This window comes from Pseudomonas sp. WT-JTC, assembly GCF_056711565.1.
In genome coordinates this window covers 450,297-471,480 of the sequence record NZ_CM160042.1, presented here as the reverse complement: position 1 = coordinate 471,480, position 21,184 = coordinate 450,297, and the positions used below count along the sequence as shown (strand labels likewise).

14 protein-coding genes and 2 pseudogenes are annotated in these 21,184 nt (G+C 61.4%); 11 read left to right on the top strand and 5 right to left on the bottom strand.

Features of this window, described 5'->3' with window-relative positions:
• Window positions 1-32: 32 nt before the first annotated feature.
• Window positions 33-3,983 carry a trifunctional transcriptional regulator/proline dehydrogenase/L-glutamate gamma-semialdehyde dehydrogenase gene (gene putA, locus AC06G5_RS02095; RefSeq protein ID WP_480458921.1) on the top strand — a complete coding sequence of 1,317 codons (3,951 nt, stop codon included), beginning with the start codon at window positions 33-35 and terminating at the stop codon, window positions 3,981-3,983.
• A gap of 271 nt (window positions 3,984-4,254) precedes the next feature.
• Entirely contained in the window at window positions 4,255-6,057 is a 1,803-nt protein-coding gene (locus tag AC06G5_RS02090; RefSeq protein ID WP_413423185.1) for an acyl-CoA dehydrogenase, read from the top strand.
• Window positions 6,058-6,196: 139 nt separating this feature from the next.
• Here AC06G5_RS02090 and AC06G5_RS02085 read toward each other — a convergent pair whose 3' ends face one another.
• The 4 genes and pseudogenes from AC06G5_RS02085 to AC06G5_RS02070 form a co-directional block, all read right to left on the bottom strand.
• Window positions 6,197-6,928, bottom strand: a complete 732-nt coding sequence (locus AC06G5_RS02085; protein ID WP_480459849.1) for a methyl-accepting chemotaxis protein — start codon at window positions 6,926-6,928, stop codon at window positions 6,197-6,199.
• Between the two features lie 132 nt (window positions 6,929-7,060).
• Window positions 7,061-8,089 (bottom strand): annotated as a pseudogene (locus tag AC06G5_RS02080) (HAMP domain-containing protein); the annotation flags it as partial.
• A 145-nt stretch (window positions 8,090-8,234) separates the two neighbouring features.
• A complete protein-coding gene (locus AC06G5_RS02075) occupies window positions 8,235-8,537 on the bottom strand; it encodes a cell division protein ZapA (protein ID WP_007981180.1) in 303 nt (100 codons plus the stop codon).
• Window positions 8,534-8,764: a hypothetical protein gene (locus tag AC06G5_RS02070; protein WP_007971835.1), complete on the bottom strand. Its 231-nt coding sequence runs from the start codon at window positions 8,762-8,764 to the stop codon at window positions 8,534-8,536. Before AC06G5_RS02070 ends, AC06G5_RS02075 begins: the two co-directional genes overlap by 4 nt.
• 386 nt (window positions 8,765-9,150) lie before the next feature.
• Here AC06G5_RS02070 and AC06G5_RS02065 point away from each other — a divergent pair.
• The 6 genes and pseudogenes from AC06G5_RS02065 to trxC all read left to right on the top strand — a co-directional run.
• Window positions 9,151-9,921: pseudogene (locus tag AC06G5_RS02065) on the top strand (MCP four helix bundle domain-containing protein); the annotation flags it as partial.
• A complete protein-coding gene (locus tag AC06G5_RS02060) occupies window positions 9,904-10,776 on the top strand; it encodes a methyl-accepting chemotaxis protein (RefSeq protein WP_413423253.1) in 873 nt (290 codons plus the stop codon). The pseudogene AC06G5_RS02065 and the gene AC06G5_RS02060, both read left to right, overlap by 18 nt.
• Before the next feature lie 218 nt (window positions 10,777-10,994).
• On the top strand, window positions 10,995-12,737 hold the full coding sequence (locus tag AC06G5_RS02055) for a potassium/proton antiporter (RefSeq protein ID WP_413423183.1): 1,743 nt from the start codon (window positions 10,995-10,997) through the stop codon (window positions 12,735-12,737).
• A 34-nt stretch (window positions 12,738-12,771) separates the two neighbouring features.
• Entirely contained in the window at window positions 12,772-16,140 is a 3,369-nt protein-coding gene (gene mscK / locus AC06G5_RS02050) for a mechanosensitive channel MscK (protein ID WP_413703695.1), read from the top strand.
• A 48-nt stretch (window positions 16,141-16,188) separates the two neighbouring features.
• A complete protein-coding gene (gene selO / locus AC06G5_RS02045; RefSeq protein ID WP_413423179.1) occupies window positions 16,189-17,652 on the top strand; it encodes a protein adenylyltransferase SelO in 1,464 nt (487 codons plus the stop codon).
• A 73-nt stretch (window positions 17,653-17,725) separates the two neighbouring features.
• Window positions 17,726-18,160, top strand: coding sequence for a thioredoxin TrxC (trxC, locus tag AC06G5_RS02040; protein ID WP_413423177.1), 435 nt, complete (start codon window positions 17,726-17,728; stop codon window positions 18,158-18,160).
• A gap of 128 nt (window positions 18,161-18,288) precedes the next feature.
• Here trxC and AC06G5_RS02035 read toward each other — a convergent pair whose 3' ends face one another.
• Entirely contained in the window at window positions 18,289-19,059 is a 771-nt protein-coding gene (locus AC06G5_RS02035; protein ID WP_008016979.1) for a ParA family protein, read from the bottom strand.
• A gap of 356 nt (window positions 19,060-19,415) precedes the next feature.
• Between AC06G5_RS02035 and AC06G5_RS02030 the strand changes: the two genes are divergently transcribed.
• From AC06G5_RS02030 to AC06G5_RS02020, 3 genes are read left to right on the top strand one after another with little or no spacing between them, the layout of a single operon-like run.
• The gene (locus tag AC06G5_RS02030; RefSeq protein WP_413423175.1) at window positions 19,416-20,141 is read left to right on the top strand and encodes a beta-ketoacyl synthase chain length factor; all 726 of its coding nucleotides are present in this window, start codon (window positions 19,416-19,418) and stop codon (window positions 20,139-20,141) included.
• Entirely contained in the window at window positions 20,117-20,929 is an 813-nt protein-coding gene (locus AC06G5_RS02025) for a lysophospholipid acyltransferase family protein (protein ID WP_413423173.1), read from the top strand. The genes AC06G5_RS02030 and AC06G5_RS02025 overlap by 25 nt, the downstream gene beginning before the upstream one ends.
• On the top strand, window positions 20,907-21,182 hold the full coding sequence (locus AC06G5_RS02020) for a phosphopantetheine-binding protein (protein WP_085717348.1): 276 nt from the start codon (window positions 20,907-20,909) through the stop codon (window positions 21,180-21,182). Before AC06G5_RS02025 ends, AC06G5_RS02020 begins: the two co-directional genes overlap by 23 nt.
• Window positions 21,183-21,184 lie beyond the last annotated feature (2 nt).

Sequence of the window (21,184 nt, the reverse complement as noted above, 5' to 3'; positions counted from 1 at the left end):
CACGCAGTCGTGGCAAACATGAGGATAAAAACATGGCTACCACCACCCTTGGGGTCAAACTCGACGACCCGACCCGCGAACGCCTCAAGGCCGCCGCGACTTCGATTGATCGCACGCCGCACTGGCTGATCAAGCAGGCAATCTTCAATTACCTGGAAAAACTCGAGGGTGGTGCAACCCTGACCGAGCTGAGCGGTTTGACCAAGGATTCCGACGACAGCGTCGACGCGCCTCTGGATCACGCCCACCAGTGCTTCCTCGAATTCGCCGAAAGCATCCTGCCGCAATCGGTGCTGCGCGCTTCGATCACCGCCGCCTACCGTCGCCCGGAACCGGAAGTGGTGCCGATGCTGATCGAGCAGGCGCGCCTGCCGGCCCCTATGGCTGAAGCCACCAACAAGCTCGCCGCTTCGATTGCCGAAAAACTGCGTAACCAGAAGAGCGCTGGCGGTCGTGCCGGCATCGTTCAGGGCTTGCTGCAGGAGTTCTCCCTGTCGTCCCAGGAAGGCGTGGCACTGATGTGCCTGGCCGAAGCGCTGCTGCGCATCCCGGACAAAGGCACCCGCGACGCGCTGATCCGCGACAAGATCAGCACCGGCAACTGGCAGCCGCACCTGGGCAACAGCCCGTCGCTGTTCGTCAACGCTGCCACGTGGGGCCTGCTGCTTACCGGCAAGCTTGTGTCTACGCACAATGAGGCAGGCCTGACCTCGTCCCTGAGCCGCATCATCGGCAAGAGCGGCGAGCCGATGATCCGCAAGGGCGTCGACATGGCCATGCGCCTGATGGGCGAGCAGTTCGTGACCGGCGAAACCATCGCCGAAGCCTTGGCCAACGCCAGCAAGTTCGAAGCCAAGGGCTTCCGCTATTCCTACGACATGCTGGGTGAAGCCGCACTCACCGAGCACGACGCGCAGAAGTACCTGGCCTCGTACGAACAAGCCATCCACTCGATCGGCAAGGCTTCCCACGGTCGCGGGATTTATGAAGGCCCGGGCATTTCGATCAAGCTGTCCGCCCTGCACCCACGCTACAGCCGTGCCCAGTACGAGCGCGTGATGGATGAGCTGTACCCGCGCCTGCTGTCGCTGACCCTGCTGGCCAAGCAATACGACATCGGCCTGAACATCGACGCCGAAGAAGCCGACCGCCTCGAGCTGTCGCTGGATCTGCTGGAGCGCCTGTGCTTCGAGCCGCAACTGACCGGCTGGAACGGCATCGGTTTCGTGATCCAGGCTTACCAGAAGCGTTGCCCGTACGTGATCGACTACGTAATCGACCTGGCTCGCCGCAGCCGGCATCGCCTGATGATCCGCCTGGTGAAAGGCGCGTACTGGGACAGCGAAATCAAACGCGCCCAGGTCGAAGGCCTGGAAGGCTACCCGGTCTACACCCGCAAGGTGTACACCGACGTTTCCTACATCGCTTGCGCCCGCAAGCTGCTGTCGGTGCCGGAAGTCATCTACCCGCAGTTCGCCACGCACAACGCCCACACCCTGTCGGCCATTTATCACATCGCCGGTCAGAACTATTACCCGGGCCAGTACGAGTTCCAGTGCCTGCACGGCATGGGTGAACCACTGTACGAACAAGTTGTAGGCAAGGTTTCCGAAGGCAAGCTGAACCGTCCGTGCCGCGTGTACGCACCAGTCGGCACCCACGAAACCCTGCTGGCCTACCTGGTGCGTCGCCTGCTGGAAAACGGCGCGAACACCTCGTTCGTCAACCGTATCGCCGACCAGTCGATTTCGATTCAGGAACTGGTGGCCGACCCGGTGGCGAGCATCGAACAGATGGCGACCGTGGAAGGTGGTTTCGGCCTGCCGCACCCGCGCATTCCGCTGCCGCGTGACCTGTATGGCTCCGAGCGCGCCAACTCCAGCGGCATCGACATGGCCAACGAACATCGTCTGGCATCCCTGTCCTGCGCCCTTCTCGCTACCGCACACAACCACTGGAAAGCCGCGCCGATCCTCGGCTGCGCGTCCAGCAACGAAGCCCCGGCGCCAGTGCTGAACCCGTCCGACCTGCGTGACGTGGTCGGCCATGTACAGGAAGCCACCGTCGAAGACGTCGACAACGCAATCCAGTGCGCCCTGAACGCTGCACCGATCTGGCAGGCCACGCCGCCGGCCGAGCGCGCCGCGATCCTGGAACGTGCCGCCGACCTGATGGAAGCCGAGATCCAGCCGCTGATGGGCCTGCTGGCTCGCGAAGCCGGCAAGACCTTCGCCAACGCCATCGCTGAAGTGCGCGAGGCCGTGGACTTCCTGCGTTACTACGCGGTGCAGGCACGCAACGATTTCACCAATGACGCCCACCGCCCGCTGGGCCCGGTGGTGTGCATCAGCCCATGGAACTTCCCGCTGGCGATCTTCAGTGGCCAGGTGGCTGCCGCACTGGCTGCCGGTAACCCGGTATTGGCCAAGCCTGCGGAACAAACGCCGCTGGTGGCCGCTCAAGCCGTGCGCCTGCTGCTCGAAGCCGGGATTCCGCAAGGCGTGCTGCAACTGCTGCCGGGCCGTGGCGAAACCGTCGGTGCCGGCCTGGTCGGCGACGAACGTGTCAAAGGCGTGATGTTCACCGGTTCCACCGAAGTCGCGCGCTTGCTGCAACGCAACATCGCCGGCCGCCTCGACAGCCAGGGGCGTCCAATCCCGCTGATCGCCGAAACCGGCGGCCAGAACGCGATGATCGTCGACTCTTCGGCACTGACCGAACAGGTGGTGATCGACGTGGTGTCCTCGGCGTTCGACAGCGCCGGCCAACGTTGCTCGGCCCTACGCGTCTTGTGCCTGCAGGAAGATTCCGCCGACCGCGTCATCGAAATGCTCAAGGGCGCCATGGCCGAAAGCCGCCTCGGCAACCCGGAGCGCCTGTCCGTGGACATCGGTCCGGTGATCGACGCTGAAGCGAAAGCCGGCATCGAGAAACACATCCAGGCCATGCGTGACAAAGGTCGCAGCGTATACCAGGTGGCCATCGCCGATGCCGAAGAAGTCAAACGCGGCACCTTCGTGATGCCGACGCTGATCGAACTGGAAAGCTTCGACGAGTTGCAGCGGGAGATCTTCGGCCCGGTGCTGCACGTGGTTCGTTACAAGCGCAAAGACATCGATCAACTGATCGGCCAGATCAACGCTTCCGGCTACGGCCTGACCCTGGGCGTGCACACCCGCATCGACGAAACCATCGCCAAGGTGATCGACACCGTCAACGCCGGTAACGTCTACGTCAACCGCAACATCGTCGGTGCCGTGGTCGGCGTGCAGCCATTTGGCGGCGAAGGCCTGTCGGGGACCGGCCCGAAAGCCGGTGGCCCGCTGTACCTGTACCGCCTGCTGTCGACGCGCCCTGCGGATGCAATCGAGCAATCCTTCGCTCGCGGCGATGCTGCCGCAGCACCGGACGTTCGTCTGCGCGACGCCATGAGCAAGCCGTTGACTGCCCTGAAAGCCTGGGCCGACAGCAACAAGTTCGCCGACCTGAGCACCCTGTGCGTGCAGTTCGCCGCACAATCGCAAAGCGGCATCACCCGCGTTCTGGCTGGCCCGACCGGCGAACGCAACAGCTACGCGATCCTGCCACGGGAACACGTGCTGTGCCTGACGGAAGTCGAAGGCGATCTGCTGACGCAACTGGCGGCAGTACTGGCGGTTGGCGGCTCGGCGGTATGGCCGGAAACTGACCTGAGCAAGGCGCTGTTCGCACGCCTGCCGAAGGACATTCAGGCGCGCATCAAGCTGGTTTCCGACTGGAACAAGGACGAAGTGGTTTTTGATGCGGTTGTGCATCACGGCCATTCCGACCAGTTGCGTGCGGTGTGCCAGCAGGTTGCCAAGCGTGCCGGTGCGATCGTTGGCGTGCAGGGCCTGTCGCAAGGCGAAACCAACATTGCGCTGGAACGCCTGGTGATCGAGCGTGCGCTGAGCGTCAACACCGCTGCGGCGGGTGGTAATGCCAGCTTGATGACGATCGGCTAAAACCGATAAACCAGGCAGCCGCGATAGCTGCCTGGCAATCAAATCCCTGTGGGAGCGGGCTTGCTCGCGAAGAGGCCGTCACATTCAGCATTTATGTTGACTGACATACCGCCTTCGCGAGCAAGTCGGATTGCCGCACCACCGCTCCCACATTTGTTTTGTGGTGCCTGCCAAGTCGTCGCTCTGGTCCACTATCACGATCATCAATCATCCTGTTCAGCCTTTATTCCCCCGCCTAGACTCGGCCCATTCCAATAAAAGGTAGGCCGCCATGTCCGAGACGTTGCTCAGTTCCCGTAATCTGGCTTTCGAGCTGTATGAAGTCCTTGATGCCGAGGGCCTGACCCAGCGTGAGCGTTTCGCCGAACACAACCGCGAAACCTTCGATGCGGCCATCAGTACCGCCCGCAGCATCGCCGAGAAGTTCTTCGCCCCGCACAACCGCAAGGGCGACGAGAACGAACCGCGCTATGAAAACGGTCAGGCGATTCTGATTCCGGAAGTGAAACCGGCGGTGGATGCCTTCCTCGAAGCCGGCTTCCTCAATGCCGCGCGCAGTTTCGACGCCGGCGGCATGCAGCTTCCTACACTGCTGTCCCAGGCCTGCTTTGCCCACTTTCAATCGGCCAACGCCGCATCGACGTCCTATCCGTTCCTGACCATGGGCGCGGCGAACCTGATCGAAAGCTTCGGCACCGATGAACAGAAACGCCGCTTCCTGCAACCGATGATCGATGGCCGTTTCTTCGGCACCATGGCCCTGACCGAACCGCACGCGGGCTCGTCGCTGTCGGATATTCGTACCCGCGCAGAGCCGGCGTCTGACGGCACTTATCGCCTCAAGGGCAACAAGATCTTCATCTCCGGCGGCGATCATCCGCTGTCGGAAAACATCGTGCACATGGTCCTGGCCAAGCTGCCGGACGCACCGGCCGGGGTGAAGGGCATTTCACTGTTCATCGTGCCCAAGTTCCTGGTCAACGACGACGGCAGCCTGGGCAAGCGCAATGACGTGCTGCTGGCCGGCCTATTCCACAAGATGGGCTGGCGTGGCACCACGTCCACCGCGCTGAATTTCGGCGATAACGGCGAGTGCGTCGGCTATCTGGTGGGCAAGCCACACCACGGCTTGAGCTACATGTTCCAGATGATGAACGAGGCGCGCATCGGCGTCGGCATGGGCGCGGTGATGCTTGGTTACGCCGGCTATCTGTACTCGCTGGAATATGCCCGCGAGCGTCCGCAGGGGCGCGTGCCCGACAGCAAGGACCCGAACACTGCGCCGGTGGCGATCATTCAGCACGCCGACGTCAAACGCATGCTGCTGACGCAAAAAGCCTATGTCGAAGGCTCATTCGACCTCGGTCTTTACGCTGCGCGGCTGTTCGATGACACCACGACGCTTGCGACCGAAGCCGAACGCAAACAGGCCCATGAACTGCTGGATTTGCTGACGCCGATCGTCAAATCCTGGCCGTCGGAGTTCTGCCTGAAAGCCAACGAACTGGCGATCCAGATCCTCGGCGGCCACGGCTACACCCGCGAATACCCGGTGGAGCAGTACTACCGCGACAACCGCCTGAACCCTATCCACGAAGGCACCCACGGCATTCAGTCGCTGGACCTGCTGGGGCGCAAACTGGCGCAGAACGGTGGCGCGGGGCTCAAGCAACTGATCCGCCTGATCGCCGCCACCGCCGAACGCGCCCAGGCATTCGAGTCGCTGACGCCACTGCGCGAACCGCTGGAGAAACTGGTGGCGCGCCTGCAAACCGTAACCATCGGCCTGCTGACCGACCTGGCCCAGGGCAAGGTCAACAGCAGCCTGGCGAACTCGGCGCTGTACCTGAAGGTGTTCGGGCACACCGTCATTGGCTGGCGCTGGCTGGAACAGGCGATTCGCGCCGAGGAAGGCCTGGCCAAGGGCAATGGGGCGGACGTAAGCTTCTATAAAGGCAAGTTGCAGGCCGCGCGCTACTTCCTGACGTGGGAAGTGCCGGGTTGCCACCACGAGCTGGCGATTCTTGAAGCTCGGGATGATGTGTGTCTGGGCATGCAGGATGAGTGGTTCTGATCCCGAATCTGTGGCGTAGCTGAAATTCGCGAGCAAGCCCGCTCCCACATTTGATCGCTGGAGTTCACAAATTATGTGTTCGCAGCAGGTCGAGTGTGGGAGCGGGCTCGCTCGCGAAGAGGCCCGCACAGATGAAACATCAGCTCAGCTTGAACCCACCCATCTGCCGCGCCAAATCATCCGCCAACCGCTGCAACGTCTGGCAATCATCCCGACAGGCCCTGACCTCCCCCGCAGTCGCCCGTGCCAGGTCGGAGATGCCCTGCACGTTGCGGTTGATCTCCTCGGTCACCGCCGACTGCTCTTCGGTCGCCGTCGCCACTTGATGGTTCATGTCGCTGATGCGTTCCACCTGACCGGTAATCGCCGTCAACGACGCGCCAGTCCTCTGGCTCGACTCCACGCCGGTACCCGTGGCCGCTTGCCCGGTATGCATCGACGACACGGCGTTCTCGGCACCTTGCTTGAGGCTGCCGATCATCTGCTGGATCTCGTCGGTGGACGATTGCGTACGCCGCGCCAGCGTGCGCACTTCATCGGCCACCACGGCAAACCCGCGCCCCATGTCCCCCGCCCGCGCCGCTTCGATGGCGGCATTGAGCGCCAGCAGGTTGGTCTGTTCGGAAATCCCGCGAATCACCGCCAGCACCTGATCGATGGACGCCACCTGATGGGCCAGCTCACCCACCGCCGTGGCCGCCACGCCGATCTCCCGGGACATGCTTTCAATGTGGCGAATCGAACCGCCCACCACCTCCCGCGCCTGCAGCGCTTCGTCACGGGCGGTTTGTGAAGCGAATGCCGCGTTGCCGGCGTTCTGCGCGATGTCCTGCACGGTCAGGCCCATTTCATGCACCGCGGTGGCGACCATGTCGGTCATTTCCTGTTGCCGTCCGGAACGTTCGGCGGTGTTGTCCACCACGCGCGCCACTTGCCCGACAGCAGTGCGCAGGTGCTCGCTGGTGGTCAGCACTTCACCGATCATGTCGCGCTGGCTGTCGAGAAACCGATTGAAGCCACGCGCCAGATCGCCCAGCTCATCGGCGCGACTGGAATCTAACCGGTGGGTCAAATCTCCACCACCGCTACCGATGGCAACCAGTGCCGCTGTTACCTGACGAATCGGCCGTACCAACCCACGGGCCAGCAGCACCACCAGCAACAGGCACACAATCGCCACCGCCAGGCCGATGCCGCTGCTCATCCACATGGCGCGGCGGGCTTCGGCGTAGATCTGCGATTGCGGCACTTCGGCCACCAGGGTCCAACCGAGATCACGCAATGGCAGGCTCAACGCGAGGAAGTCTTCGCCATCACGCTGGAAGCTGCTGCTGGTGGCAGTTTTTTGACCCATGACCGCTTGCGCGGCTGACTCGCCAATCTGCTCGGCCAAGGTGCGCTTGCCACTGAATTGCGCCTCGGGATGGACCTGGATCAAACCGTCGGAACGCACGAGATAGACCTTGCCGCGCTCACCGAAGCTGAAGTTGTGGATCAGCTCCGACAGCTCTTTCATGCTCAGGCCCAGCCCGGCAACGCCCACGACTTTACCGGCCTGCTCGACTTTCAGGTCGATGAACAGCGCCAATTCTCCGGTGGCCGTGTCGTTGTCGATATTGAGGGTGCGCGGCTTTTTGCTGTCGAGGAACGCATAGAACCAGGCATCCTTCGGGTTGGAACGACTGAGGGTCCGGTCCAGGCCTTTTTCGGTGAAGTAATGGTTGGACGCGGTGCCGACAATCAGCGCGGTAAAAGCCTTGTGCTCGGCGCGGATGCCTTCGAGATAGGTGGTGAAAGTGCCGGTCTGGGCACTGTCTTCACCCCCGGCCAGCCAGTCGCGCACCATGCTATTGCTGGCGATGTCCTTGGCGGCCGTGAGCGGCTGAACAAGGATGCGCTCGATGTCGTTGCGCATCGCTTCGATGCTCGACGGCAAGGCTTGCTCGACCAGATAGTTCTGCGCCAGCCGATTGACCACCAGGGTATAGATGCCAACGACGATCAGAATACTGACCAGCAAGGCGCTGCCCATACTCAGGATCAATTGCCATTGAATACTGCGTCGCCAGAACTGCATGGAGCACCCCCAAAGAATAAGAGGCTGAAACACTGCAACAGCCGTGCCGATTGTATACAAACCAACCGACAATCTATTCTTTGGTTGTGCGCAAAGCCGATCAGGCCTGATTGATCGTCTTGGAAATCACTTCAACCGTGGCGCTGACTTGCTCTTGGTAACGGTCGAGTTCGAGCTTGTGCTGCTTCTGCATTTCGATCTGCTGGGAGCACAGGTTCATCGCGGCCAGCACCAACAGTCGGTCACCGATCAGCGTCGGGTACTTCCTCTTGGTTTCGGCCAGGGCTGCCTTCAACATCATCGCGGCGTCCAGCAGGGTCTGTTCTTCCCCGGCCGGTGCCTTGATCGAATAGTCCTCTCCCAGGATCGAGACGACTTTTACCCCTGCGGCGTTGTAACTCATGCGCTGACAGGACCTGCGCTGACACGCTCAACCAGGGCCTGGATGCGAGCCGCCGTGGCGCCTTGCTTCTCTTCCTGCTCCATCAGGCTCAGTTGCAGGCTTTCGTTTTCATCCTTGGCCTGGGCCAGTTCTGCAGTCAGGGTCTGGTTGGTGCCGAGCAACGTCTGGTTCTGCTGCACCAGGTCACTGACCAGTTGTTCCAATTGGCTTAGGGATGCTTCCAACATTTTGATTTTCCGGGCTTTTTCAAAGGGCGCGTACGATAAAGAAAAGTCACCGTGGATGCCAGGGTTATACAGGCGCAAAGCCTTGATTCTGCTGACGGGCGACCTTCCTCGCGAGTTTTAAAGACTGCGGTTGGTCAATCTGGTTCCCGCATTTCGTCGCCAGCCTATGTGGGAGCGAGCTTGCTCGCGATGGACGTGAACGATATCGCGCCCTGTCTGAATGATTGCGTTGTCCATGCGTTTTTCGCGAGCGGGCTCGCTCCTACAAGGTACCCACCCGGTCGCAGTAAAAACGCGCAAGGACTCAAGACTCCAGTCGTACGACCGATAAGTCATTCATACGTCAGCCTCGGCACCGCTCAGGTGCGCTCTTTTCGGTAAATCCCATGTCCCTTCGTAATATGAATATCGCCCCTCGGGCGTTCCTCAGCTTTGCCCTGATCGGTGGCTTGATGATGATTCTGGGAGTGTTTGCCTTGAATCAGATGAGCAAGATCCGCGGCGCGGCCGAGAACATCACCAACAACAGTGTGCCGAGCATCAAGAGCCTGGACGACTTCACCCAGCTCACCTTGCGCCTGCGCGTGTTGTCCTACCGCTTGCTGGTGAACCGCGAGCCTGACGTGCAGCAAAAAACCATGGAACTGCTGGAGATGCGCAACCAGCAGATTCGCACCGCCCAGGCGACCTACGAAAAGCTGATCGCCAGCCCGCAGGAACGTGCGGCCTACGATCAATACGTGCAGTTGCTGGGTCAGTACCGCCAGATCGAAGACCGGATGAAAACCTTGTCGCGCAACAATCAGATCGATGAACTGCGCACTTTGCTCAACACCGATTTGCTCAACAACTCCGAAGCGGTCAACGCGGTGTTGAACAAACTGCTGGAGATCAACACCCAGCAGAGCCACGACACCAACCAGCAGGCGGCGGATCAATACGATTCGGCGTTCAACCTGGTGATCACCCTGTTGGTGATCGCCACCGCCCTGACGCTGCTGTTCGCCTGGTTGCTGACCAACAGCATCACCCAACCGATCGCCAATGCCCTGAGCGCCGCCGAACAAATCGCCGAAGGCAACCTGACGCGCCCGATCACGGTCGACGGCCAGGACGAGGCCGGCCGCTTGCTGCTGGCGATGTCGAAGATGCAGGACAAACTGCGCGACACCCTGCAACGGATTTCCGGCTCGGCCACTCAGCTGGCTTCTGCCGCCGAAGAACTCAACAGCGTCACCGACGAAAGCGCCCGTGGCCTGACCCGGCAGAACAACGAAATCGAACAGGCTGCCACCGCAGTCAACGAAATGACCAGCGCCGTGGAAGAAGTCGCACGCAACGCGGTCAGCACGTCCGAGGCGTCGAAGAACGCCACCAGTTCTGCCGGCGACGGCCGTGATCTGGTGCAGGAAACCGTGAGCGCCATCGAACGCATGAGCGCCGACGTGCAGAGCACCGCGACCCTGATCGGCGACCTGGCCAACGAGTCCCGCGACATCGGCAAGGTGCTGGATGTGATCCGTGGCCTGGCCGACCAGACCAACCTGCTGGCCTTGAACGCAGCCATTGAGGCCGCTCGCGCCGGTGAGGCCGGCCGTGGTTTCGCGGTAGTGGCCGACGAAGTGCGCGCCCTGGCCCATCGCACCCAGCAGTCGACCAGCGAAATCGAGCGCATGATCGGCAGTATCCAGAGCGGTACCGAGCACGCAGTGGATTCGATGCGCAACAGCACCGAACGCGCCGAATCGACTTTGAACATCGCACGCGGTGCCGGGATTTCGCTGGACACCATCAACAGCGCCATCGTCGAAATCAACGAACGCAACCTGGTGATCGCCAGCGCTGCCGAAGAACAGGCGCAGGTGGCCCGTGAAGTGGATCGCAACCTGGTGAACATTCGCGACCTGTCGGTGCAGTCGGCCACCGGGGCGAATCAGACGAGTGCGGCGAGCAGCGAGCTGTCGCGCCTGGCGGTGGACCTGAACACCCTGGTTGGGCGGTTCAGCCTGTAATCCACCAACACCGCCCCCTGTAGGAGCGAGCTTGCTCGCGATGAATTCAATGACGACGCGCTGAATCAGACAGCACGCGTTATCGTTGACGTCCATCGCGAGCGAGCTCGCTCCTGCAAAGCTTTTTGACAGCATCACATTTCAACAGGTTAGAATCGCTGGCACGCGGACTGCATGGTCAGTTTGTGCCCGCCTTTCAGTTTTCTGGAGTACTGCCTTTGAATGCGACGACCATCAACAGCCTGTTCTTGATCGGCGCGTTGCTGGTAGGTGCGAGCATTCTGGTGAGCTCACTGTCATCGCGCCTTGGTATCCCGATCCTGGTGATTATCCTGGCCGTCGGCATGGCGGCCGGCGTCGATGGCGGCGGCATTATTTTCGACAACTACCCCACGGCTTATCTGGTCGGCAACCTCGCACTGGCAGTCATCCTGCTCGACGGTGGCTTGCGCACCCGGGTGTCGAGTTTCCGTGTGGCGTTATGGCCGGCATTGTCTCTCGCCACCGTCGGGGTACTGATTACCACCGGGCTGACCGGCATGGCGGCCGCATGGCTGTTCAACCTGAACCTGATCCAGGGCCTGCTGATCGGCGCCATTGTCGGCTCCACCGACGCCGCGGCGGTGTTCTCGCTGTTGGGCGGCAAAGGCCTGAACGAACGGGTGACCGCCAGCCTTGAAATCGAATCCGGCAGCAACGACCCGATGGCGGTGTTCCTGACCGTCACCCTGATCGACATGCTCGCCAGCGGCCAGACCGGCCTGCACTGGAGCCTGCTGACCCACCTGATCCGCGAGTTCGGCATCGGTAGCGTCATCGGCCTGGGTGGCGGCTGGCTGATGCTGCAACTGGTCAACCGCATCAACCTGGCCACCGGCCTGTATCCGATTCTGGTCATCGCCGGTGGCCTGCTGGTGTTTGCCCTGACCAACGCCCTGCACGGCAGCGGCTTCCTCGCGGTTTACCTGTGTGGATTGATGATCGGCAACCGTCCGGTGCGCAGCCGCCACGGCATCCTGCACATGCTCGACGGCATGGCCTGGTTGTCGCAGATCGGCATGTTCCTGGTGCTGGGGCTGCTGGTGACGCCTCACGATCTGCTGCCTATTGCCTTGCCGGCACTGGCACTGGCGCTGTGGATGATTCTGTTTGCCCGGCCACTGTCTGTAGTGGTTGGCCTGCTGCCGTTCAAAGCGTTCCATGGTCGCGAGAAAGCGTTCATCTCCTGGGTCGGTTTGCGTGGCGCGGTCCCGATCATTCTGGCGGTGTTCCCGCTGATGGCCGGCCTGCCCAACGCCCAGCTGTACTTCAACCTCGCGTTCTTTATCGTGCTGGTGTCGCTGCTGGTTCAAGGCACGAGCCTGCCGTGGGTCGCCAAACTGTTGAAGGTAACGGTGCCCCCGGAGCCTGCACCCATCTCCCGCTCGGCCCTGGAGGTGCATGTCACCAGCGAATGGGAGCTGTTCGTTTATCGCCTGGGCGCTGAAAAATGGTGCATCGGTTCGCACCTTCGTGAGCTGAAAATGCCCGAAGGCACCCGTATCGCCGCCCTGTTTCGTGGCGAGCAACTGCTCCATCCGTCGGGTAGTACGGTGCTCGAAGTCGATGATTTGCTCTGTGTCATCGGCCATGAACACAACCTGCCGGCCCTTGGAAAACTGTTCAGCCAGGCGCCACAACGGGGCCTCGATCTACGCTTCTTCGGCGACTTCGTACTGGAAGGAGACGCCCAGCTGGCGGCGGTTGCGGCCCTGTATGGGCTGAAGGTCGAAGGCATCGATCCGGACATGTCCCTGGCCCGCTTCATTGCCCAGAAAGTCGGCGGCGCACCGGTGGTGGGTGACCAGGTGGAATGGAACAACACCATCTGGACCGTGGCGGTCATGGACGGGAACAAGATCGGCAAAGTGGGCGTCAGATTCCCCGAAGGAAGTCGCCCGGGTCCCGGCCTCTTCCTCTAAACTGCTTCCACTATCACTTGCTTGACCGGTCTCTATGCCTAACCTGCGCTCCTTTTTCGCCATTGCCCTGCTGGGCTTGAGTCTCTCTGTCGGCCCCCTTGGTTTACCGCAAGCGGTGCAAGCGGCCGAACCGCCCTCCAGCGAAGCCGTGCAGGCGAACCTGGACAAGATCGCCGACCGCAAATTGCCGGAAGCCGACCAGAAGGCCCTGCAAACCGTCCTGCAAAGCACGCTGGCCCAGCTCAACAACAAGCGTGACTACGAGCAGAAGCTGGCCGATCTCAAGCAAACGTTGAGTTCTGCACCCAAGCAGACGCTCGAGAACCAGCGCGAACTGACCCGCCTCAAGGCCAGCACCGTGGTACCGGTGGCACAGCGTTTCGCCAAGGAACCGATCCAGCAGCTGGAGCAAATGCTTACCGAGCGCTCCACCCAGCAAAGCGACCTGCAAAAAGCCCTGGGCGATGCCAACAGCCTGATCATCACCGCCCAGACCCGCCCCGAGCGCGCCCAAGCGGAGATATCCAGCAGCCAGACGCGCATTCAGCAGATCAACAACATCCTCAAGAACGGCAAGGACGGCGGCAAGGCCTTGAGCGCCGAGCAGCGCGACCAGCTCAATGCCGAGCTGGCAGCGCTGAACGCCCTGATCCCGCTGCGCCGCCAGGAACTGGCCGGCAATACCCAACTGCAAGACCTCGGCAGCAGCCAGCATGACCTGCTGTCGGAGCGATCCGATCGTCTGGATCGGGAAATCCAGGAACTGCAAACCCTGATCAACCAGAAGCGTCTGGCGTTGTCCCAGGAAACGGTCACCCAGCAATCCATCGAAGCGCAGAAAGCTGGCGGCAGCAGCCTGCTGGCCACCGAAAGCGCGGCCAACCTGAAGCTCTCGGACTACCTGCTCAAGAGCACCGACCGCCTCAACGAAGTCACCCAGCAAAACCTGCAGACCAAGCAACAACTGGACAGCCTGACCCAGAGCGACTCGGCCCTGGACGAGCAAATCAATGTGCTCAAAGGCAGCCTGCTGCTCTCGAAGATTCTCTACAAACAGAAACAAGCGTTGCCGCGCCTGCGGCTCGACCGCAACCTGGCCGACCAGATCGCCGACATTCGCCTGTATCAGTTCGAAGTCAGCCAGCAACGGGAGTTGCTGAGCAATCCGACCACCTACGTCGATAACCTGCTGTCGACCCAGCCGCCCGAGCAAGTCACACCGCAGCTGCGCAAAAGCCTGATGGAACTGGCCACCACCCGCGCCGACCTGCTGGAGCGCCTCAATCGCGAACTGAGCGCGGTGCTCAATGAATCCATCACCCTGCAACTGAACCAGAAGCAACTGCTCAGCACGGCGCAAAGCCTGCGGGCGACACTCGATGAGCAGATGTTCTGGATTCCCAGCAACAAGCCGCTGGACCCGGAGTGGATTCGCAGTGTGCCCGATCGCCTCCAGCATCAACTCGATTCACTGCCGGTACTTTCAAGCCTGAGCGAACTGGCTGATGGCCTGACCCAGCGCCCGCTGCTGTTCCTGCCACTGGCACTGCTGATCGGTGCGTTGCTGTGGCGCCGCAAGAGTCTGTACGCACGCCTGAACAAGGTTCACCAGGACATCGGCCATTTCAAGCGCGACAGCCAGTTGCACACGCCGCAGGCCATCCTGATCAACATCCTGCTGGCAATGCCTGTGTCCCTGGGCCTGGCGCTGTGCGGGCTGGCCTTGCAAATCGACGCCCGTGGGCAAAACGCCAATATGGGCGCGGCGTTACTGCAGATGGCCGGGGCCTGGCTGGTGTTCTACACCGCCTACCGGATCCTCGCGCCGGGTGGCGTGGCGGAACTGCATTTCCGTTGGGAAAAGCCCCAGGTGGAATTCCTGCGCAGGTGGGTCCGTCGCCTGGGCATGGTGGTCATGGCGCTGGTGACCGTGGTGGCGGTTGCCGAACTGCAACCGGCGGCGCTGGCCGATGACGTGATCGGCATGCCGGTGGTGCTCACCTGCTACGCCTTGATGACCCTGCTGCTCAGTCGTTTGCTCATCAGCAGCCCGACCCACAAAAACGCCTCGCTGTTCCGCAAGGTCGTGGGGATCCTGTTCACCGCCCTGCCCGTCGCGCTGTTCGTGGCGGTGTGTTTCGGCTACTACTACACCGCGCTGAAACTCAGCGACCGTTTGATCAACACGCTGTACCTGCTGATGTTCTGGCTGGTGATCGAAGCCACGTTCGTGCGCGGCCTCAGCGTGGCGGCCCGCCGCCTGGCTTACCAGCGCGCCCTGACCAAGCGGCTGGCCGCCAAGGAGGCCGGCGACGGCGAAGCGGTGATAGAAGAGCCGACCATGGACATCGAGAAGGTCAACGAACAGTCCCTGCGCCTGATCCGCCTGGCGCTGCTCGGCGGCTTCATGGCAGCGCTGTATTGGGTCTGGGCCGACCTGATCTCGGTGTTCTCGTACCTGGACAACATCACCCTCTACGAATACACCAGCGGCACCGGCGCCAACATGAGCATGGTGCCGATCAGCATCGGCGACATGCTCGGCGCGCTGATCATCATCGGCATCACCTTTGCCCTGGCGCGCAACTTGCCGGGCCTGCTGGAAGTGTTCGTGCTGTCGAAACTCAACCTGGCCCAGGGCAGCGCCTACGCGACCACCACGCTGCTCTCGTATGTGATTGCCGGCGTCGGTTTCGTCTCGACGCTGTCGACCCTCGGCGTCAGCTGGGACAAGTTGCAATGGCTGGTGGCGGCGCTGTCGGTCGGCCTCGGATTCGGCATGCAGGAGATTTTCGCGAATTTCATCTCCGGCATCATGATCCTGTTCGAACGTCCGGTGCGGATCGGCGACACCATCACCATCGGCAACCTGTCGGGCACCGTGAGCAAGATTCGCATCCGCGCCACGACCATCACCGACTTCGACCGCAAGGACATCATCGTCCCGAACAAGACGTTCATTACCGGGCAACTGATCAACTGGTCGCTGACCGACACCATCACCCGGGTGACCCTCAAGCTCGGTGTCGACTATGGCTCGGACCTGGACCTGGTGAAAGAACTGCTGCTCAAGGCGGCCCGCGATAACCCGCGCGTCCTGAAAGACCCGGAGCCGCATGTGTACTTCCTGAATTTCGGCGAAAGCACCCTGGACCACGAGTTGCGCATGCACGTGCGCGACCTCGGTGACCGCAACCCGGTGCTCGACGAGGTCAACCGCTTCATCAACCGCGAGTTCAAGAAGCAGCACATCAATATCTCGTTCCGGCAGATGGAGGTTTACCTCAAGAACCTGCACGGCCAGGAGTACAAGATGGTGCCAATCGAGCCGGAAGCGAAAACCATCGTGCCTCTGGTCGACGGCAAGCCGGCGCAAGAACCGCCCGCCGCCAAACTCGACTAACCGGCCTTTCCCCAGCAGAATGCTCGGACATTCTGCTGGAGCCGGCCCTTGAAAGCCCTCGACGAACTGACCTTCGATAATCGCTACGACCGCCTGGGCGACGCGTTTTCCGCCCATGTGCTGCCCGAGCCCATCGACAATCCGCGCCTGGTGGTGGCCAGCCCCGCCGCCATGGCGCTGCTGGACCTCGACCCGGCCGTGGCCGAAACCCCGGAGTTCGCCGAACTGTTCAGCGGCCACAAGCTCTGGGCCGACGCGATCCCGAGGGCGATGGTCTATTCCGGGCATCAGTTCGGTTTCTACAACCCGCAACTGGGTGACGGTCGCGGCCTGCTGCTGGGCGAGGTGTACAACGAGGCCGGTGAACATTGGGACCTGCATCTCAAGGGCGCCGGCCAGACGCCGTTTTCACGCATGGGCGATGGCCGGGCGGTACTGCGTTCGTCGATCCGCGAATTCCTCGCGTCCGAAGCCCTGAACGCCCTGAACATCCCGACCACCCGCGCCCTGTGCGTGATCGGCTCGGACACCCCGGTGTGGCGCGAAAAACAGGAGCGCGCAGCCATGGTCCTGCGTCTGGCGCCGAGCCACGTGCGCTTCGGCCACTTCGAATATTTCTACTACACCAAGCGCCCCGAGCAGCAGAAAGTACTGGGTGATCACGTACTGGCCATGCACTTCCCGGAGTGCCTGGAACAACCGGAGCCGTACCTGGCGATGTTCCGCGAAGTGGTCGAGCGCAATGCCGAACTGATCGCCAAGTGGCAGGCCTATGGCTTCTGCCACGGGGTGATGAACACCGACAACATGTCGATCCTCGGCATCACCTTCGACTTCGGCCCTTTTGCCTTCCTCGACGACTTCGACGCCAACTTCATCTGCAATCACTCCGACGACCAGGGCCGTTACTCCTTCAGTAACCAGGTGCCGATTGGCCAGTGGAACCTCAGCGCGTTGGCGCAGGCCCTGACGCCGTTCATCAGCGTCGAGGCCCTGCGCGAAACCCTCGGCCTGTACCTGCCGCTGTTCCAGGCCCATTACCTGGACCTGATGCGCCGCCGCCTCGGCCTGACCACCGCGCAGGATGATGACCAGAAGCTGCTGGAGAGCCTGCTGCAACTCATGCAAAACAGCGGCGTCGACTACAGCCTGTTTTTCCGTCGCCTGGGTGATGAAGCTCCGGAACAGGCCATCACCCGCCTGCGTGATGACTTCGTCGACCTCAAGGGCTTTGATGCCTGGGGCGAACTCTATATCGCCCGGGTAGCCCGTGAAGGCGCACTTGATCAAGAGCAGCGTCGCCAACGAATGCACGCCGTCAACCCGCTGTACATCCTGCGCAACTACCTGGCACAAAAGGCCATCACAGCGGCAGAAAGCGGCGACTACTCGGAAGTCCGCCGACTGCACGCGGTGCTGAGCAATCCGTTCGAGGAACAACCCGGGATGGAAAGCTACGCAGAGAGGCCGCCGGAATGGGGCAAGCATCTGGAGATCAGTTGTTCGTCGTGAGGCACTGCACAATTGAAAATCTGGAGATATGGCTCCAGATAGGGATCATTCGCTTTCGACTGGACGATTTGACATGACCGACCCACTCCACATCCCCTGCCCCCACTGCAACGGCCTCAACCGCATTCCCGCCGAACGCCTCAACGATCACCCCAAATGCGGACGCTGCAAGGCCGAAGTCCTGCTGAGCAAACCGTTTGAATTGAAGCAGGGCGACTACGCCAGCCAGATCAAGGGTGATCTACCGCTGCTGGTGGATGTGTGGGCGGACTGGTGTGGGCCGTGCAAGTCGTTTGCACCGGTGTTCGAGCAGGCAGCCGGGCAACTGGAGGGCAAGTGTCGGCTGGCCAAACTGGACAGCGAGGCGAACCAGCAGTTGTCAGCGCAGTTGGGGATTCGCTCGATTCCGAGCCTGATCCTGTTCAAGAACGGCCGGGAAGTCGCCCGGCAGAGCGGGGCCTTCCCGTTACCGCAACTGATGAGCTGGTTGCGTAGCCAGGGCATCTGAAGCAACACGAACCCATGTGGGAGCGGGCTTGCTCGCGAAGGCGTCGTGTCAGTCAACATAGATGTTGAATGTAACGGCCTCTTCGCGAGCAAGCCCGCTCCCACAAGGGGGCTGTGTTACCAGCCAGATCAGGCGTTTTCCAGCAGGTTGTGCAACTCCACAAACTGCTGGGTCAGCTTGTGCCGCGGGTCGAGATGGATCAGCGGCGTATTGGCCTGATGGGATTCGCGCATGCGTACCGAGCTGGCCAGGTACACAGGCAACACCGGCAGGCCTTCGGCGATCAGTTCGTCGAGAATCTGCTGGGGCAGGCTGGCGCGGGCCTGGAACTGGTTGACGACGATGCCTTCGACTTCCAGGCCTTCGTTATGGTCATCCTTCAACTCTTCGATTTCCGCCATCAGACCGTACAGTGCCTGGCGTGAGAAACTGTCGCAATCGAAGGGAATCAACACCCGATCGGCGGCGATCAATGCAGAAACCGCATAAAAATTCAGCGCCGGCGGGGTATCGAGGTAAATCCGGTCGTAGTCTTCGCTCAGCTCTTCAAGCAACTTACGCAGCTTGTTGATCTTGTGCTTGGCTTCAAGTTTTGGCTGCAAGTCCGCCAGCTCGGCGGTAGCGGTAATGACGTGGAGGTTATCGAACGGAGTTTCGTAGATGTCGACCTGATTCTTCTTGGAGAAGGGCCCGGAAGACAGCGTCTGCTTGAAGAAATCGGCGATGCCCATCGGGATGTCGTTACCGGTGAGCCCCGTCAGGTACTGAGTGGAGTTGGCCTGGGCATCGAGGTCCACCAGCAAGGTGCGAAAACCCTCGCTGGCACTGACCGCCGCCAGATTGCAGGCAATGCTGGACTTGCCAACGCCACCTTTCTGATTGAACACCACGCGCCGCATGTCAAAACCTCCGTGTACCAAAGAATGACCGAGTGTAGTGGTCAGCCGCGCTGCTTCGCTACCTTCTCGGTAAAGGGACTACACAGTCAGTTGCCTTCTCTTGCATGAAAAGCTCTGAACGGCCCGATAGCTCGGCGCAGGAACCGACAGACGGAGCAATAACTTTGTGAATAATTACCAATCGTTCAATTTTTGCGAGCCCGCCGCTTCATCTTGTTGAGCAAAATGTAACCAGCATTTGCTACACGTTCCCGGCACCGGGATAATGCGCGCCACTCGGCGCCAAACGCCACGCAGGGTGAGTCTTGGCTCCTGGCCACTCCCCCGCGTCAAGTAAGCCCGTGAGGGTGGGATGAATGTCTGTGATCAACTTCAACATCGCCCAATGGCGCGCCTGGGCCCCGGGGCTTGAAAGCGTGGACGACTGGCAGGCCTGGTGCCGACAACCGGTCGCTCTGCCGCACAGCGATGCCGTTCCCGACGTTTCCTTTCTGCCAGCCATGCAGCGCCGTCGGCTCAGCCGCCTGGCGCGGATGGCCTTCAGTGTCGGCTGGCCATTGGCCGAAGGCCGGCAGGATCTGCCATTGGTCTTTGTTTCCCGTCACGGCGAAACGCCCCGCACCGTCGACATTCTCAGTGATCTGGCCGCCGACCAGCCGCTGTCGCCGACCCAGTTCAGCTTGTCCGTGCATAACGCGATTATTGGCTTGTGGTCGATCATGCGGGGTGAAACCAGCGAAATGACAGCCCTGGCTGCCGCAGGCGATGGCCTGGAACACGGCATGCTGGAAGCTGCCGCACTACTGGCGGAAGGCGCGCGCGCGGTACTGCTGGTGGTCACCGAAGAGCAGCCGCCCGAGGCTTATTCGACCTGGATCGACGACGTGCCGTTCCCTTATGCCGTCGGCCTGCTGATCACACCAGGTACCGACTGGCAGTTGTCCTTGAACAGCCCACCGGATGCGTTGTCCAACCCCCGCTGGCCACACGCACTGAATCTGTTGCGTATGCTGCTCGGCCAGCAAACCACCTGCCAACATGCCTGGAAAAATCGTGTATGGACCTGGCAACGCAACCCGTGACCAAGAAAAACCGCGACGCCTATTACTGGCGCTTGCTGGCCACCGCCGCGAGCTTTGCCCTGTTCGGGTTGGGCGGGCTGTGCCTGCGCCTGGTGATTTTCCCGTTGCTGAACTGCCTGCCGGGCGATGCCCGGACCCATCGGCTGCGGGCCCGGCAAACGGTCAGTCGCTGTTTCTGGATTTTTGTGCGTTTCATGGCCCGCACCGGGGTGCTGACCTACAACATTGAAGGCGCGGAAAAACTCGGTCGTCCCGGGCAAATGATCGTTGCCAATCACCCATCGCTGATCGACGTGGTGTTTCTGATCGGCCTGGTGCGTCACGCCAACTGCGTGGTCAAGCAAAGCCTCTGGAAAAACCCTTTCACCCGCGGACCGCTGCGCTGCACCGAATACATCAGCAACGACGGCAGCATGGACATGCTCGACGCGGCTGCCGACGCGCTGAAAGACGGCCAGACCCTGATCATTTTCCCCGAAGGGACGCGCACCCGCCCCGGCCAGGCACCAGCCTTTCATCGGGGCGGTGCGGCAATCGCCGTGCGTGGTGCGAAAATCCTCACCCCGGTCATTATCAAGGTCAACCCGACCACATTGACCAAGGCCGAACCCTGGTATCGCATCCCAAAGCGGCGTGTGCACTTCAGTTTCCGGGTTGGGGCCGATATAGACCCACAGACTTTCGCCAAGCAGGGGCCGCCTCCGCAAGCCTCGCGCAAGCTCAACGATTATTTGCATTCTTACTTCATCAAGGAGCTCGCCGAAGATGAGCGATCTGAACACCCATAGCCTGGTGCTGGAAATCAAAGAGCTGATCATCGAAGCCCTGGGGCTCGAAGACATCAGCGCCGAAGACATCGGCAACGAACAGACGCTGTTCGGCGAAGGCTTGGGCCTGGACTCGGTGGACGCCCTGGAACTGGGCCTGGCCATCCAGAAAAAGTACGGCATCAAAATCGACGCCGATGCCAAAGACACACGCAACCACTTCAGCAACGTGGCGAGCCTTGCGGCGTTCGTCACCGCAAAACAGGCAGCTTGAGA